General features: G+C 68.2%; 15 protein-coding genes. 1 reads left to right on the top strand and 14 read right to left on the bottom strand.

The window, feature by feature from the left end; translation table 11 throughout:
- Positions 1-8 precede the first annotated feature (8 nt).
- From ACQ5BL_RS01515 to ACQ5BL_RS01495, 5 genes are all read right to left on the bottom strand, one after another.
- Positions 9-941: a DUF2167 domain-containing protein gene (locus ACQ5BL_RS01515; RefSeq protein WP_243805756.1), complete on the bottom strand. Its 933-nt coding sequence runs from the start codon at positions 939-941 to the stop codon at positions 9-11.
- Between the two features lie 163 nt (positions 942-1,104).
- Positions 1,105-1,662, bottom strand: a complete 558-nt coding sequence (locus ACQ5BL_RS01510; RefSeq protein ID WP_243805758.1) for a glutathione peroxidase — start codon at positions 1,660-1,662, stop codon at positions 1,105-1,107.
- A 48-nt stretch (positions 1,663-1,710) separates the two neighbouring features.
- Positions 1,711-1,833, bottom strand: coding sequence for a hypothetical protein (locus ACQ5BL_RS01505; RefSeq protein ID WP_279577271.1), 123 nt, complete (start codon positions 1,831-1,833; stop codon positions 1,711-1,713).
- On the bottom strand, positions 1,830-3,032 hold the full coding sequence (locus ACQ5BL_RS01500) for an MFS transporter (RefSeq protein WP_243805760.1): 1,203 nt from the start codon (positions 3,030-3,032) through the stop codon (positions 1,830-1,832). The genes ACQ5BL_RS01505 and ACQ5BL_RS01500 overlap by 4 nt, the downstream gene beginning before the upstream one ends.
- A 65-nt stretch (positions 3,033-3,097) precedes the next feature.
- Positions 3,098-3,514 carry a MarR family winged helix-turn-helix transcriptional regulator gene (locus ACQ5BL_RS01495; RefSeq protein WP_207885061.1) on the bottom strand — a complete coding sequence of 139 codons (417 nt, stop codon included), beginning with the start codon at positions 3,512-3,514 and terminating at the stop codon, positions 3,098-3,100.
- Between the two features lie 175 nt (positions 3,515-3,689).
- Here ACQ5BL_RS01495 and ACQ5BL_RS01490 point away from each other — a divergent pair, with 175 nt between their 5' ends.
- Complete coding sequence (locus ACQ5BL_RS01490; protein ID WP_243805763.1) at positions 3,690-5,510, top strand: acyl-CoA dehydrogenase C-terminal domain-containing protein; 1,821 nt, start codon at positions 3,690-3,692, stop codon at positions 5,508-5,510.
- Between the two features lie 129 nt (positions 5,511-5,639).
- Here the strand turns inward: ACQ5BL_RS01490 and ACQ5BL_RS01485 are convergent, their stop codons facing one another.
- The 9 genes from ACQ5BL_RS01485 to ACQ5BL_RS01445 all read right to left on the bottom strand — a co-directional run bounded on the left by ACQ5BL_RS01485 (position 5,640) and on the right by ACQ5BL_RS01445 (position 14,046).
- Positions 5,640-6,449 (bottom strand): adenosylcobinamide-GDP ribazoletransferase, encoded by an 810-nt coding sequence (locus ACQ5BL_RS01485; RefSeq protein WP_279577250.1) that lies wholly within the window; start codon positions 6,447-6,449, stop codon positions 5,640-5,642.
- On the bottom strand, positions 6,446-7,036 hold the full coding sequence (gene cobC, locus ACQ5BL_RS01480) for an alpha-ribazole phosphatase family protein (protein ID WP_243805764.1): 591 nt from the start codon (positions 7,034-7,036) through the stop codon (positions 6,446-6,448). The genes ACQ5BL_RS01485 and cobC overlap by 4 nt, the downstream gene beginning before the upstream one ends.
- Positions 7,033-8,088 (bottom strand): nicotinate-nucleotide--dimethylbenzimidazole phosphoribosyltransferase, encoded by a 1,056-nt coding sequence (gene cobT, locus ACQ5BL_RS01475; protein ID WP_243805766.1) that lies wholly within the window; start codon positions 8,086-8,088, stop codon positions 7,033-7,035. Before cobT ends, cobC begins: the two co-directional genes overlap by 4 nt.
- A complete protein-coding gene (gene cobU / locus ACQ5BL_RS01470; protein WP_207885066.1) occupies positions 8,085-8,606 on the bottom strand; it encodes a bifunctional adenosylcobinamide kinase/adenosylcobinamide-phosphate guanylyltransferase in 522 nt (173 codons plus the stop codon). Before cobU ends, cobT begins: the two co-directional genes overlap by 4 nt.
- A gap of 124 nt (positions 8,607-8,730) precedes the next feature.
- Positions 8,731-10,182 carry a cobyric acid synthase gene (locus ACQ5BL_RS01465; protein ID WP_243805768.1) on the bottom strand — a complete coding sequence of 484 codons (1,452 nt, stop codon included), beginning with the start codon at positions 10,180-10,182 and terminating at the stop codon, positions 8,731-8,733.
- Positions 10,179-11,180, bottom strand: coding sequence for a threonine-phosphate decarboxylase CobD (cobD, locus tag ACQ5BL_RS01460; protein ID WP_243805770.1), 1,002 nt, complete (start codon positions 11,178-11,180; stop codon positions 10,179-10,181). Before cobD ends, ACQ5BL_RS01465 begins: the two co-directional genes overlap by 4 nt.
- On the bottom strand, positions 11,181-12,110 hold the full coding sequence (gene cbiB, locus ACQ5BL_RS01455; protein ID WP_243805772.1) for an adenosylcobinamide-phosphate synthase CbiB: 930 nt from the start codon (positions 12,108-12,110) through the stop codon (positions 11,181-11,183). It lies immediately after the preceding gene.
- Positions 12,107-12,757, bottom strand: coding sequence for a 5,6-dimethylbenzimidazole synthase (gene bluB, locus ACQ5BL_RS01450; RefSeq protein WP_243805774.1), 651 nt, complete (start codon positions 12,755-12,757; stop codon positions 12,107-12,109). The genes cbiB and bluB overlap by 4 nt, the downstream gene beginning before the upstream one ends.
- A complete protein-coding gene (locus tag ACQ5BL_RS01445; RefSeq protein WP_243805776.1) occupies positions 12,754-14,046 on the bottom strand; it encodes a cobyrinate a,c-diamide synthase in 1,293 nt (430 codons plus the stop codon). The genes bluB and ACQ5BL_RS01445 overlap by 4 nt, the downstream gene beginning before the upstream one ends.
- Positions 14,047-14,128 lie beyond the last annotated feature (82 nt).

Raw genomic sequence — 14,128 nt, 5'->3', positions numbered from 1 at the left:
CCCGCGAATCAGCCCTCGTTCGAGGGCTTGCGCTTGAAGCGACGGGCAATCCAGCCGATGGCCAGGGCCGGGACTATCCACAGCTTCTTCAGCAGGACCAGCAGGGTAGCGAACAGGCCGACCTTGGCCGCCACCTTGCCGGCGATCAGCGCGCCCAGGCCATAGGCGGCGACCTTGTCGACGCTCGGGTTGAAGTCCACGTAGCGGCTACCCGGATTGAACTCGGTCATCGCCAGCACCTTGCCGACGTTCTGCTCGATCTCCGGCAACTGCTCCATGCCTGCGACGAAGTTCAGCACCAGCACGCCTTTGCGGCCAAGCACGCGGATGTTGTAGTTCAGCGTGTGCTCCTTGCTGTCGCCGAACTTCAGCTCCTTGGCCCAGTAGAGCTTCTTCTCAGCGGCGTCATAGTGCGGCGGTGCGGCCCAGCCGATCAGCTGGATCGCCTCGAAACCCTGCTTCTCGCGCTCCGGGTTGGCCTCGCGCAGGTCGTCCTGCATCTCCTTGAGCATCTCGGCGTAGTCGATCTTGCCGGCGTCCTCGTCGGAGACGTAGCCACTCTCCTCGTACTGCACGGTCACCGCCCAGGCAGCGGGCTCGAAGGGCGACACGCCAGCGGGCATCAGCATGCCTAGCGGCGGCTCGGAGCTCGGCGGGTTACCCCAGGCTTCGAGCACGCGTTCGGAATCCTTGCCGTCGAGGAAGACAAAGTTATCCGGCAGATCGAAGGTGGCGAGGTTGTCGCCGACCACCACCTTGCCCTTCTGGAAGTGCAGGCTGGCGACGAAGGTCTCGGGGGACATCTCCTCATCCGACCCGGCGGCCTGTGCGGCGGCGGGCGCTGGGGCCTCGCTCTGGTTGGACGTGGCGGGGGCGGCGAACGCCGGAGCGGCGACGGCCTGGGCGAGCAATGCAACGAGGAAGAGGGCTTTACCATCCATAGGGAAATCTCCTGAATCAATCCATGATCCGGTGACCGCCTGACGCGGTCCGGGGAGTGAAGTGTGGCACCTCGCCACAACTTCTGTAACAGGAAATTTCTCCACAGCCGGCGTAGGCACAAAAAAGCCGGGCATAGGCCCGGCTTTTCGACACCCCCACGGCTCATGGCTGGCTGGCGATAGCCTTTTCGATGGCCGCCTGCAATTCGGGATCGTCCGGTTTGGTCAGGCTGGAAAATTCCGCCACGACCTTGCCCTGGCGATCCACCACGTATTTGAAGAAGTTCCAGCGCGGCGCCTGGTCGGCCTGCTGGGCAAGATCCTTGAACAGCGGGATGGCCTCGTCGCCACGGACATGCTGCACCGAGGTCATGTTGAAGGTCACACCGTAGTTGCCGTAGCAGATCTTCGCGGTCTCGGCGGCGTCGGCATCTTCCTGCTTGAAGTCGTCGGAGGGTACGCCGAGTACTTCCAGGCCCTGTCCCTTGTACTTCTGATAAACGGCCTCGAGACCCTTGAACTGCGGGGTGAAGCCGCAGTGGCTGGCGGTGTTCACCACCACCAGCGGCTTGCCGGCGTACAGCTCGCACAGGTCGAGCACATCCTTGGAGCGCAGCTTGGGCAACTCGCCCTGGGTCTTGAGCAGCGCCGGGCAGTTGGCGGCTTGCGCGGCCAGCGGCAGCAGGAGGGACAGGGCGAGCAGGGAAAGACGGGCAGACATGGCGGTGATCCTCGAATTATTCCGCCACGCTACGCTGCGCGGCGGGGCTCAGCAACTGCCCATCCCCAGCTGCATCAGCGCCAGCCCGCCACGCTGCCAGCCCCACCAGGCAAGATCAGCCAGCGCCAGGCTGATACCCAGCGCCAGCACGATCACCAGCGGACGCCTCACGCCGCCCCCAGCACCGCCCGCTCGACCGGGCGTTCGCGCACCGGCCAGTTGAGCAGGCCAGCGAGCAGGCTGAGAAGAATGGAAACCTGCCAGACCAGATCGTAGTTGCCGGTATGGTCGTACACGTAACCACCCTGCCAACCGCCGAGGAAGGCACCGATCTGGTGGAACAGGAAGGTGATGCCGCCAAGCATCGACAGGTTGCGCACACCGAACAGAGTGGCCACGGTGCCGTTGGTGAGCGGCACAGTAGAGAGCCACAGCAGGCCCATGGCGATGCCGAAGGCGTAGGCCGTCCATACCGTCAGCGGCGCCCAGAGGAAGGCGACGATCACCACGCCACGCAGCAGGTACAGGCCGGTAAGCAGCTTGGGCTTGCTCATCCGCCCGCCGAGCCAGCCGGCGATGTAGGTGCCGAACACGTTGAACAGGCCCACCAGCGCCAGCACCGTGGTGCCGACGGTGGCCGGCAGATGGCGGTCCACCAGGTACGCCGGCAGGTGCACGCCGATGAACACCACCTGGAAGCCGCAGACGAAGAAGCCCAGCGACAGCAGCCAGAAGCCGGAATGCCCGGCGGCCTCGCGCAGTGCCTCGCCGAGGGTCTGCTCATGGCCCTGGATCGGCAGCGGTTTGTCACGCATCAGCCCGGACAGCGGGACGATCAGCGCCACCAGCAGCCCCAGCGCCAGGAGCGCGGCGGACCAGCCCAGCCAGCTGATCAGGCCGAGGGTACCCGGCAGCATGGCGAACTGGCCGAAGGAGCCGGCTGCCGCCGAGATGCCCATGGCCATGCTGCGCCGCTCCAGCGGCACCGCGCGGCCGACTGCGCCGAGGATCACCGAGAACGACGTGCCCGAAAGGCCGATACCGATCAGCAGGCCGGCGCTCAGCGACAGGCTGAAGGCCGAGTCGGAATACCCCATCAGCACCAGGCCGATGGCGTAGAGAATGCCGCCCACCAGCACTGTGCGCATGGCGCCGAAGCGGTCGGCGATGGCCCCGGTGAAGGGCTGGGCGATGCCCCAGATGAGGTTCTGCAGGGCGATGGCGAAGGCGAAGGTTTCGCGCCCCCAGCCGAACTCGGCGCTCATCGGCGCCAGGAACAGGCCGAAACCATGGCGGATGCCCAGGGACAGGGCCAGGATCAGGGCGCCGGACAGGAGTATCCAGAACCCTGTGCGCGATAGCTTCGACATCGTTTGCTCCTACACGGGTATATACCCGCTTTTAATCGTTGATCCAGATTGCACGCCGGCCGCCGCTAGCACTCCAACTCGGCCAACTCATCCAGCAAGGCTTCCAGCTGACGGCGCTTGTCCTCGCCCAGGTGCGCCGCCACATCCCGCTGCGCCGCATCCCAGGCCTCGCGGCCCAGTTCGATGCGTGCCAGCCCTTCCGGAGTCAGCACCACGATACGGTTGCGCTGGTCTTCACCCTCGGCCAGGCGCACCAGCCCCTCGGCTTCCAGCGGCTTGAGGTTGCGCCCGAGGGTACTGCGGTCCAGCCCCATGGCTTCGGCCAGATCGGAAATGCTCGGCTGCTCCAGACGCGACAGGTGCCGCAACAGGGAAAATTGCGGCGTGGTCAGCCCGATACCCTTCAGGGCATCGTCATAGACACGGGTGACCGCACGGGCGGAGCGGCGCAGCTTGGTACAGAGGCATTGGGTCGTCAGCATGGATACGTGTATATACCCGCAATTGACGCTGCGTCAACGCCCGTCGCGACCGATTGTCCCATCTGCCAGATCGCCGCGTTGGCGCAGCCAAGGGCATCCCGCGGAGCCGGCCGTATAACTGCGGCCATCCAGCCCCGCGCATTCGACGGGGCGCATCCCGCTCCGAGGTCCCCCGATGCCCGTCTACAAAGCTCCGCTGCGCGACACCCGCTTCCTGCTCAACGAGGTCTTCGACTTCCCCACGCATTACCAGAATCTGGTCAACGGCGGCGAAGCCACCCCCGACATGGTCGACGCCATACTCGGCGAATGCGCCAGGCTCTGCGAGGAGGTGATCGCTCCGCTCTACCACAGCGGCGACGAGGAAGGCTGCCACCTGGAGAACGGCGAAGTGCGTACGCCCAAGGGCTTCAAGGAAGCCTACGACGCCTACGTCGCTGGCGGCTGGCAGGGCCTGTCGCATCCCGTGGAGTACGGCGGCCAGGGCCTGCCGATGAGCCTGGGCGCGCTCAAGCAGGAGATGCTGGGCACCGCCAACTGGCCGTTCTCCATGTATCCGGGCCTGTCGCTGGGCGCGATGAACACCGTGATGCAGCACGGCACCGAGGAGCAGAAACGCACCTACCTCACCCCGCTCACCGAAGGCCGCTGGGGCGGCACCATGTGCCTGACCGAGCCGCAATGCGGCACCGACCTGGGCCAGGTGAAGACCCGCGCCGAAGCCAACGCCGACGGCAGCTACGCCATTACCGGCACCAAGATCTTCATCTCCTCCGGCGAGCACGACCTCACCGAGAACATCGTGCACATCGTCCTCGCCCGCCTGCCCGATGCGCCGAAAGGCACGCGCGGCATATCGCTGTTCATCGTGCCCAAGTTCCTGCCGGGTGAAGGCGGCGGGCTCGGCCCGCGCAACGGCGTCACCTGCGGCGCGCTGGAAAAGAAGATGGGCATCAAGGCCTCGGCCACCTGCGTGATGAACTTCGACGGCGCCACCGGCTACCTGATCGGCGAGCCGAACAAGGGCCTGGAGTGCATGTTCACCTTCATGAACAGCGCGCGCATCGGCACCGCCATCCAGGGCGTAGCCACCGCCGAGCTGGCCTACCAGGGCGCGCTCGCCTATGCCCGCGAGCGCCGCTCCATGCGTGCCCTTTCCGGCACCAAGGAGCCAGAACAGATCGCCGACAGCCTGATGCACCACGGCGACGTGCGCCGCATGCTACTGACCCAGAAGGCCGTGGCCGAGGGCGGCCGCGCGCTGATCTACCTGGCCACCCAGTACGCCGACAAGATGATCCAGGGCCTGTTGACCAACGACAACGCCGAGTACGACCGCTGGGACGACAAGCTCGGCTTCCTCACCCCGATCCTCAAGGGCTGCCTGACCGAACTGGGCCTGGAGAGCGCCAACCTCGGCATGCAGGTGTTCGGCGGCCACGGCTACATCAAGGAACACGGCATGGAGCAGATCGTCCGCGACGCACGGATCGCCACGCTCTACGAGGGCACCACCGGCATCCAGGCGCTGGACCTGCTCGGCCGCAAGGTGCTGCTGATGACCCAGGGCAAGGCCGTGCGCGACTTCACCCGGCAGGTGGCGAAGTTCGCCGTGGAGCTGCTCAGGCAGGAGCCGGCCATGCGCGGCCGCGCGCTCATCCTGCTCAAGCTCTGCGCGCAGTGGAACCTGCTGACGCTGCGCATCGCCCTCACCGCCCGCAAGCAGCGCGACCTGGTGAGCACCGCCAGCCACGACTACCTGATGTTCTCCGGCTACGCCGCGCTGGCGTATTCCTGGGCGCTGCAGGAAGCCGCGGCGCGCAAGCGCCTGCGCCAGGGCGGCAGCGAGTCGAGCGACTTCTACAAGGCCAAGATCGCCACCAGTGACTTCTACTTCGCCCGTCTGTTGCCTCGCGCCAAAGGGCATGCGGCGGCGATGGCCAAGCCGGTGCGGTCGATCATGGGGCTGAAGACGGAGCATTTCGCCTTCGACTGATGGCGGCGATGCCCCTGTAGGAGCGAGCTTGCTCGCGAACGAGTTTCCCGGCCGCATCGGAGCCATGCGGTTCGCGAGCAAGCTCGCTCCTACACGTTCAGCCCACCCATGCTCCGACAACAGCTCTACTCAGACGGCCAGCGCCACCAGCACCGCGCATTCGACCAGCTCCACCATCGCCCCGGCTGTGTCGCCGGTGGTGCCGCCCAGGCGGGCGATGAAGCGGCGGCGCAGCCAGACGAAGACCACCAGCGTCACCGCCACCGCGAGCATGCCAGGCAGCCCCGCCAGCATCATCAACGCGGCATTGCCCACCAGCATCCAGGGCATCGCCCGGCGCGGCAGGTGATCGGCCAGCGCCTGTCCCAGGCCGCCAGGGCGGGCGTAACCGGTATTGAAGAACAGCAAGGGCAAGGCACAACGCCCGAGCCAGGGCGCCAGCAACAGCGCCCAATACTGGTGATTGCCGAGCACCGCCGTGATCGCGGCGAACTTCAGCAGCAGCACCACCACCAGCGTCACCACGGCCACCGGTCCGCAGCGCGGATCCTTCATGATCGCCAGGGTGCGCTCGCGATCCCCCAGCCCACCCACCCAGGCATCCGCCGTGTCGGCCAGTCCGTCCAGGTGCAGTCCGCCGCTGATCAGCACCCACAACGCCAGCAGCAGCGCCGCCTGCAACAACAGGTGTACGTTGACCAGCAACTCGCCCACGCCCATCAGCAAGCCGCCGATCAGCAACCCCACCAGCGGATAGAACAGCGTCGCGCGGCCGAACTGCTCCGATGTCGGCATCTGCTTGAAGTGCACCGGCAGGCGGGTGAGGAACTGCAGCGCCACCAGCGGCAGGCACCAGTCGCTGGGCTGGCCGACGGGCAAGGTCGCTTGTGCGTCGCCCGACGGCGGCACGGGCTCCTCTCGTTCGGGTTGTTCGCTCATCGCTGTTCCGCCTGCTGGATTCGCCAGCCGTCGCCCTCACGCGTCACCGCCAGCGACAGGCACTGGCCGTGCTCGACCACCACCTCCAGCAAACGCCGGGCCGGCAAGCCACCCGCCAACGCCCCCAGCAGGCGCATCACGCCGCCGTGGGTCACCACCAGCAGGGAGGCACCGGCGTGGTCGCGGTACAACCGCTCCAGCGCCCGGAACACGCGGGACTCGAAGTCACCCAGCGGCTCGCCATCCGGCGGCGGGAAGGCGTAGGGGTCGGACCAGAAACGCCCCAGCGCCTCGGCATCGCTTTCCATCAGCTTAGCTGGCGAAAGGCCTTCCCATTGGCCGAAATCCAGCTCGCGCAGGTCAGCGTCGAGGCTCAGCGGCACCCCGTGGCGGCCCGCCAGTTCCTCGGCGAAGGCGGCGCAACGCTGCAGCGGCGAACTGACCACCGCCGACCAGCGGCAAGCGTCACCAGCCGTCGCACGCATCTGCGCCCAGCCGGTCTCGGTCAGCGCATCGTCCAGGCGCCCGCGAAAACCACCGCCCTGCTCGGTCTCGCCATGACGCAGCAGGTCCAGGCGCAGCGTCATGCCGGGCGGTCCGACACCGCCGCCTCGGCGAAGGTGGCCATGTCGCTGTGCAGCCGGCAGGCCTGACGCAGAAGCGGCACCGCCAATGCCGCGCCGCTGCCCTCGCCCAGGCGCAGGCCGAGGTCCAGCAACGGCTGCGCATCCAACGCGGCGAGCACACGGTTATGCCCCGGCTCCGCGCCGGCATGGGCGAACAGCAGCCAGTCGCGGCAACCGGGATTCAGGTGCGTGGCGCAGAGTGCGGCGGTGCTGCAGATGAAGCCGTCCACCAGCGCCGGAATGCCCTTCTGCGCGCAGGCCAGGTAGGCGCCGACCAGCGCGGCGATCTCGAAACCACCCAGGCGGCACAGCGCCTCGAAGGGGTCATCGCAGTGGGGGCGGTGCAGCGCCAGCGCACGGTCGATCACCTCGACCTTGCGCGTCACGCCCTGGGCGTCCAGCCCTGTGCCGGGGCCGACCAGCACCTGCGCCGGCTCGTCCAGCAACGCGCAGGCCAGGGCAGCAGCCGCGCTGGTATTGCCGATGCCCATCTCGCCGCCGATGAACAGTTCAGTGCCGGCCTGCTGCGCACGGCGCACCGCCTCGCGCCCGGTTTCCAGGGCGATCAGGCACTGCGCGGCGGTCATTGCCGGCTCTTGGGTGAAGTTCGCGGTGCCGGCACCGACCATCACGTGCAGCACGCCCGGCAGCGGCTCCAGCGGCGTCGCCGTGCCAAGGTCGATGACCTCCAGGCGCGCATCGAGATCGCGGGCCAGCACACTGATCGCCGCGCCGCCGCGCACGAAATTGCGCAGCATCTCCACGGTCACCGCCTGCGGATAGGCCGACACGCCTTCCGCCACCACGCCGTGATCGCCGGCGAACAGGGCAATCCAGACATGATCCAGCGTCGGCCGCTCGCGGCCCTGCAGACCGGCCAGGCGGATGGTTTCCTCCTCCAGCCGGCCCAGCGCGCCGCGCGGCTTGGTCAGCTGGTCCTGGCGCGCGGCGGCCTTGTCCTGAGCCACGCGATCGATCGGCTGGGTACCCTGCAACCACCATTGCAAACTCATAACGCATCCCCCTTCAGCACCATGGGCAGGCCGGCGACGGTGAACACCACGCGCTCGCTGACCTCGGCCAGCGACTGGTGCAACCAGCCGGCCTCATCGACATAACGGCGGCTGAGCTCGCCCAGCGGCACCACTCCCAGACCGGTTTCATTGCTCACCAGGATGATCCGCCCTGGCAGGCGCGGCAGCACCTCCAGCAGCGCATCGATCTCGCCGCGCAGGCGCCAGCCGTCTTCATGGATCAGCAGATTGGTGACCCACAGTGTCAGGCAATCTACCAGCACGCAGCGCTCGGGAGCGGCCAGGCGCTCCAACGTATCGGCCAGGGCCAGCGGCTCTTCCACCAGCCCCCACTGTGCGGGACGGCGTTCGCGGTGCTGGAGGATGCGCGCAGACATCTCGCCATCGCCGGCCTGGGCGGTGGCAACGTAGGTAACCGGCAAGCCGCTTTCCAGCGCCAGGCGCTCGGCCAGGCGGCTCTTGCCCGAACGGGCGCCGCCGAGGATCAGTTCAAGCATGCATTGTCTCCGCGCGGACCAATCGCCCAGCGCCAAACCTGTAGGAGCGAGCTTGCTCGCGAACCGCATAACTCCGGCGTATCCGGGACGGTTTGTTCGCGAGCAAGCTCGCTCCTACGAAGAGCTAAAGCCCACATAGGGCTTTCAGCCGTGCAGTATCCAGATGCGCCTCGACCTGATCGGCCAGGCGCTCGATATCGCGCTCGCGCAGCGCCTGGTAGTCGATGCTCCGCACCTCGCGCAGCCCCGCCCAGCGCAACAGCGCCGAGCAGGCGGCCGGGGACTCGAACAGGCCGTGCAGGTAGGTGCCCATCACCTGCCCATCCGCACTCAGGGCGCCATCGACGCGGCCATCGTTCAGGCGCACGGCAGGATGCTCCAGCGCCGCGCCTTCGGTGACGCCAGCATGAATCTCGTACCCGGCCACTTCGGCATCCTCCAGCGCCAACCGGCCACTGACATTGCGCAGCTGCTTCTCCGGCTCCAGCACGGTACGGAAATCCAGCAGACCGAGGCCATCGCTCTCCCCCGCCGCGCCTTCCAGCCCATGGGGATCGGCAAGGGTGCGACCCAGCATCTGCAATCCGCCGCAGATGCCCAGCAGCTTGCCGCCATAGCGCAGATGGCGCTGGATCGCCGCCTCCCAGCCTTGCTCGCGGAGGAAGGCGAGATCGGCGCGCACGCTCTTGGAGCCCGGCAGGACGATCAGGTCGGTCGGCGGCAACGGCTGCCCCGGTCCGACGAAGCTCAGCTCCACCTGCGGGTGCAGGCGCAGCGGATCGAAATCGGTGTGATTGCTGATGCGCGGCAGCACCGGCACCGACACGCGCAAGCGTTCGCCGACCTTGGCCGACTGGCGGATGTCGATGGCGTCCTCGGCTTCCAGGTGGAAATCCGTCAGGTACGGCAGCACGCCCAGCACCGGGACGCCGGTGCGTTCTTCCAGCCAGTCGAGACCGCCCTGGAGCAGGGCGATGTCACCGCGAAAACGGTTGATCACGAAGCCCTTCACCCGCGCCCGCTCGCTCTCGGAGAGCAGTTCCAGGGTGCCGACCAGGTGGGCGAACACGCCGCCCCGGTCGATATCGGCGATCAGGATCACGGGGCAGTCCACCGCCTCGGCGAACCCCATGTTGGCGATGTCGTTGGCGCGCAGGTTGATCTCCGCCGGCGAGCCCGCCCCTTCCACCATCACCACCGGATACTGCGCGGCCAGGCGAGCATGGGACTCCAGCACCGCCTGCATCGCCACCCGCTTATAGTCGTGGTAGGCGGCAGCGTTCATGCTGGTCACCGCGCGGCCGTGGATGATCACCTGGGCGCCGACATCGCTGTTGGGCTTGAGCAGCACCGGGTTCATGTCGGTGTGCGGCGGCAGTCCGCAGGCCTGGGCCTGCACCGCCTGGGCGCGGCCGATCTCGCCGCCGTCGGCGGTCACCGCGCTGTTGAGCGCCATGTTCTGCGGCTTGAACGGTGCCACCGCCACGCCCTGGCGACGCAGCCAGCGGCACAGCGCGGTCACCAGGGTGCTCTTGCCGGCGTCGGAGGTCGTGCCCTGCACCATCAAGGTGGTCATCGCAGGTTCTCCATCTGGTTGAAGGTGCGCAGGCCATGCTCCAGGCGCTGCCAGCCATCTTCATTCGGCGGCAGGCCGAAGCGCAGGCTGGCGGGCGACTCGAACAGGCGCACGAGAATTCCCTGGCGCGCCAGGTGATCACGCAGCGCGTGGCTCTGCATGGACACCGTCCACTGGAACAGCGACGTGCCGCCCTGGGGCGCGAAACCGTGCTCGCCAAGCAGCCCCGCCAGACGCCGACTGGCTTCGGCCAGGTCGCGGCGGCGCTCGATATGCTCGTGGAAGTTCCCCAGCACCGCCTGCGCCACCCAGCGCGTCGGGCCGCTCACCGACCAGGGGCCGAGCAATTGCGCCAGGCGCGCCAACAGGTCCGGCTCGGCAAAGGCGAAGCCCAGTCGCGCACCGGCCAGACCGAAGAACTTGCCAAATGAACGCAGCACCACCAACCCCGGTCGGCTGGCGCAGCTGGCAACCAGGCTCTGCTCGGGTGTGCAGTCCATGAAGGCTTCGTCCACCACCAGCCAGCCGCCGCGCGCCTGCAACTGTGCATGCCACTCCAGCAGCACCCCGGGCTCGATGCGCCGGCCGGTGGGATTGTTCGGGTTGACCACCACCAGTACGTCGAAGTGCTCCAACTGGTGCGCCACATCGTGATCGCCGACTTCCCGCAGGTCATGCCCGGCGCTGCGCCAGGCCTCCGCGTGCTCCGCGTAACAGGGCGAGAGCACGCCGACCCTGCCCGCCGGCCGCAGCTTCGGCAGCAGCTGGATGGCGGCCTGGCTGCCGGACAGCGGCAGCAGTTGCTCGGCGCCGTAATAGCGGCGAGCGGCGGCCTCCAGGCCGTCGTCGTCCTCGGGTAAACGCATCCAGGCGTTGGCCGGAATTTCCGGCAGGTTCCACGGCCAGGGCGAGATGCCGGTGGACAGGTCCAACCACTCCGCCAGCGGGATGCCGTACTGCTGCGCCGCCCGACGCAACCGGCCACCATGTTCGAGCATTCAGAGCACTCCCAGAATCAGGATCGCCGCCAACCACAGCAGCACGCCCTGGCGCACCAGCGCCAGCGCACGCCAGATATCCGCCGCGATCGGCGCCGGGCCCTCGCCCAGTTGCGGACGTTCATGCAATTCACCGTGGTAACGCGCCGCGCCCCCCAGCGAAACGCCCAGGGCGCCGGCGCCGGCGGCCATCACCGGACCAGCGTTGGGGCTGTCCCACTGCGGCGCCTGGGTGCGCCAGCAGCGCAGGGCCAGGCGGGTGTGGCCGAGCAGCGCGTAGGTCAGCGCCACCAGCCGCGCGGGGATGTAATTGAGCAGGTCGTCGATCTTCGCCGCCGCCCAGCCGAAGCGCTCGAAGCGCGCGTTGCGATAGCCCCACATCGCATCGAGGGTATTGCTCAGGCGATACAGCACTACGCCCGGCGCGCCGGCCACGGCGAACCAGAACAGCGCGGCGAACACCGCGTCGCTGCCGTTCTCCAGCACCGACTCGGTGGCGGCGCGGGCCACGGCGGTCTCATCCAGTGCGGAGGTCTCGCGGCTGACCACGTAGCCCACGCGCAGGCGCGCTTCATTCAGGTCGCCGGCACGCAAGGCCAGCGCCACCGGCTCGGCGTGCTCGCCCAGGCTGCGCAGGCCCAGCGCAGCGTACAGGGCGAGCACCTGCACGATCCAACCGACATAAGGCAGCAGGCTCAGCAGCACGGCGATCAGCGTCAGCGGGATCACCGCGAGCACCCAGGCAGTGACGCCATGGCTGCGCCAGCCCAGGCCCGGCGTGTCGGTCGCCGCGTCAGTGCGCGCGCGATTGAAGCGGCGTTCCAGGCGATCAGCCAAGCGCCCGAAGGCCACCAGCGGATGCCAGCGTTTGGGCTCGCCCAGCAGCGCGTCCAGCGCCACCCCGAGCACGGTCAGTAGCGCCAGGTTCATGGCTGCTCTCCCCAATGATTCTCGAATACCAGCTCGGTGAGCGGACGCGGCTGGCGCCAGCCTTCCAGGGCCAGCATGGGCGCCGGATAGAATTCGGCAACCGGCCCCAGGCAGATCACCGCCACCGCCTCGGCGCCGGCTGGCAGGCCGAGCAGCTCGCCCAGCGCAGTCGGGTCGAACAACGACACCCAGCCCATGCCCAGACCCTCCGCGCGAGATGCCAGCCAGAGGTTCTGGATCGCGCAGGACAGCGAGGCCAGATCCATCTGCGGCAGGGTGCGGCGGCCGAACACGTGAGCCTCGCGGCCCTCCATCAGGGCGGCCACCAGCAGCTCGGCGCAGTCGAGCACGCCCTCCACCTTCAGCCGCATGAATTCACCGGAACGCTCGCCCAGCGCCTCGGCGGTCCGCACACGCTCCTCGTCCACCAGGCGGTGGATCGACCGGCGCAGTTCCGGCTGGGTGACGCGGATGAAGCGCCAGGGCTGCATCAGGCCGACACTGGGCGCCTGGTGCGCGGCTTCCAGCAGACGGGCGAGCAGCTCGGGCGCCACCTCGCCACCACTGAAGTGGCGCATGTCGCGGCGCTCGGCGATGGCTCGATAGAGCGCGGCACGCTCTTCGGGGGTATAGGCGTGGTCGGTCATGGTCGGAACAGCGCCACTGCGGCATCCGGGTCGGACGGCAGATAGAAGTGAATGTAGGACGCGGTCAGGCGGCCACGGCGGAACACCGCCTCGGCCACCGGTTTGTCGTTCGGGCAGACGCCTCGGGCCAGCGGCGCTTCAGCGCTGTCCAGCAGCGAATGGTGGAAGGTGTGGCCGCGCAGGGTGCCTTCGGGCAGCGTCACGGCTTGCAGCGCCAACGCCGCCAGGCGCTTCTGCATGCGTGCCTCGCCGGGCAGCAGGCCGAGCAGTTGGGCGCGCTCGCCCGCCACGTCGGTCAGCGCGTCGAGCAGGTAGAGCATGCCGCCGCACTCGGCGAGGATCGGTTTACCGGCTTCGTGATGGGCGCGGATCGCGTGGGCCATGGACTGGTTTTCTGCCAGCGCGCGCAGGTGCAGTTCCGGATAACCGCCGGGCAGGTAGAGGCTGTCCACCTCGGGCAGCGCCGCATCGCGCAGCGGCGAGAAGAACACCAGTTCGGCGCCCAGCTCGCGCAGCAGGTCGAGGTTGGCCTGGTAGAGGAAGGCAAAGGCATTGTCCCGCGCCACGCCGATGCGCACACCATCGAGGCGGCCTTGCGCCGCGCGCAGTTCGGGCGCGGTGAAGCTCACCGGCAGCGGCAGCTCGGTACTGGCGCTGGCGGCCAGGGCATCGGCGGCGGCGTCCAGGCGGGCGTCGAGGTCGGCCAGCTCATCGGCCTGCACCAGCCCCAGGTGGCGGCTGGGCAACTCGACTTCGGTGTCGCGCGGCAACGCGCCGTACCAGCGAATCCACTCCGGCAGGCTGTCACGCACCAGGTCGCGATGGCGCTGGCTGCCGATGCGGTTGGCGAGTACGCCGGAGAACGGCAGGTCCGGCTGATAGCTGGCCATGCCGACCGCCAGCGCACCGAAGGTCTGGGCCATGGACTGGCCGTTGATCACCGCCATCACCGGCACGCCGAAACGCCGTGCGAGATCGGCGGCCGAAGGCAAGCCGTCGAACAGGCCCATCACGCCTTCAATGAGGATCAGGTCGGCCTCCTCGGCGGCCTCCCAGAGCAGCCGGCGGCTTTCGTCCTCGCCGACCATCCACAGGTCCAGCTGGTAGACCGGCGCGTTGCTGGCGCGGGCGAGGATCATCGGATCGAGGAAGTCCGGGCCGCACTTGAACACCCGCACCTTGCGCCCGAGGCGCGTGTGCAGACGCGCCAGGGCGGCGGTGACGGTGGTCTTGCCCTGGCCTGATGCGGGGGCGGCGATCAGCAGTGCGGGGCATTGGCGGAGTTGCATCAATGGGACTCCATCAGTGAGGCAAAGAGCACCCTCACCCCAGCCCTCTCCCTGAGGGAGAGGGAGCCGTTCGGCGTGTCAT

The organism is Pseudomonas sp. B1-22 (assembly GCF_050474425.1).
In the GTDB taxonomy this organism is placed as follows: domain Bacteria; phylum Pseudomonadota; class Gammaproteobacteria; order Pseudomonadales; family Pseudomonadaceae; genus Pseudomonas.
Note: the sequence above shows the minus strand (reverse complement) of the source record. Positions and strands in the feature narration are given on the sequence as shown.

Coding starts and splice junctions, on each gene's coding strand:
- ACQ5BL_RS01515 (WP_243805756.1), bottom strand. CDS start 941: ATGGATGGTAAAGCCCTCTTCCTCGTTGCATTGCTCGCCCAGGCCGTC.
- ACQ5BL_RS01510 (WP_243805758.1), bottom strand. CDS start 1,662: ATGTCTGCCCGTCTTTCCCTGCTCGCCCTGTCCCTCCTGCTGCCGCTG.
- ACQ5BL_RS01500 (WP_243805760.1), bottom strand. CDS start 3,032: ATGTCGAAGCTATCGCGCACAGGGTTCTGGATACTCCTGTCCGGCGCC.
- ACQ5BL_RS01495 (WP_207885061.1), bottom strand. CDS start 3,514: ATGCTGACGACCCAATGCCTCTGTACCAAGCTGCGCCGCTCCGCCCGT.
- ACQ5BL_RS01490 (WP_243805763.1), top strand. CDS start 3,690: ATGCCCGTCTACAAAGCTCCGCTGCGCGACACCCGCTTCCTGCTCAAC.
- ACQ5BL_RS01485 (WP_279577250.1), bottom strand. CDS start 6,449: ATGAGCGAACAACCCGAACGAGAGGAGCCCGTGCCGCCGTCGGGCGAC.
- cobC (WP_243805764.1), bottom strand. CDS start 7,036: ATGACGCTGCGCCTGGACCTGCTGCGTCATGGCGAGACCGAGCAGGGC.
- cobT (WP_243805766.1), bottom strand. CDS start 8,088: ATGAGTTTGCAATGGTGGTTGCAGGGTACCCAGCCGATCGATCGCGTG.
- cobU (WP_207885066.1), bottom strand. CDS start 8,606: ATGCTTGAACTGATCCTCGGCGGCGCCCGTTCGGGCAAGAGCCGCCTG.
- ACQ5BL_RS01465 (WP_243805768.1), bottom strand. CDS start 10,182: ATGACCACCTTGATGGTGCAGGGCACGACCTCCGACGCCGGCAAGAGC.
- cobD (WP_243805770.1), bottom strand. CDS start 11,180: ATGCTCGAACATGGTGGCCGGTTGCGTCGGGCGGCGCAGCAGTACGGC.
- cbiB (WP_243805772.1), bottom strand. CDS start 12,110: ATGAACCTGGCGCTACTGACCGTGCTCGGGGTGGCGCTGGACGCGCTG.
- bluB (WP_243805774.1), bottom strand. CDS start 12,757: ATGACCGACCACGCCTATACCCCCGAAGAGCGTGCCGCGCTCTATCGA.
- ACQ5BL_RS01445 (WP_243805776.1), bottom strand. CDS start 14,046: ATGCAACTCCGCCAATGCCCCGCACTGCTGATCGCCGCCCCCGCATCA.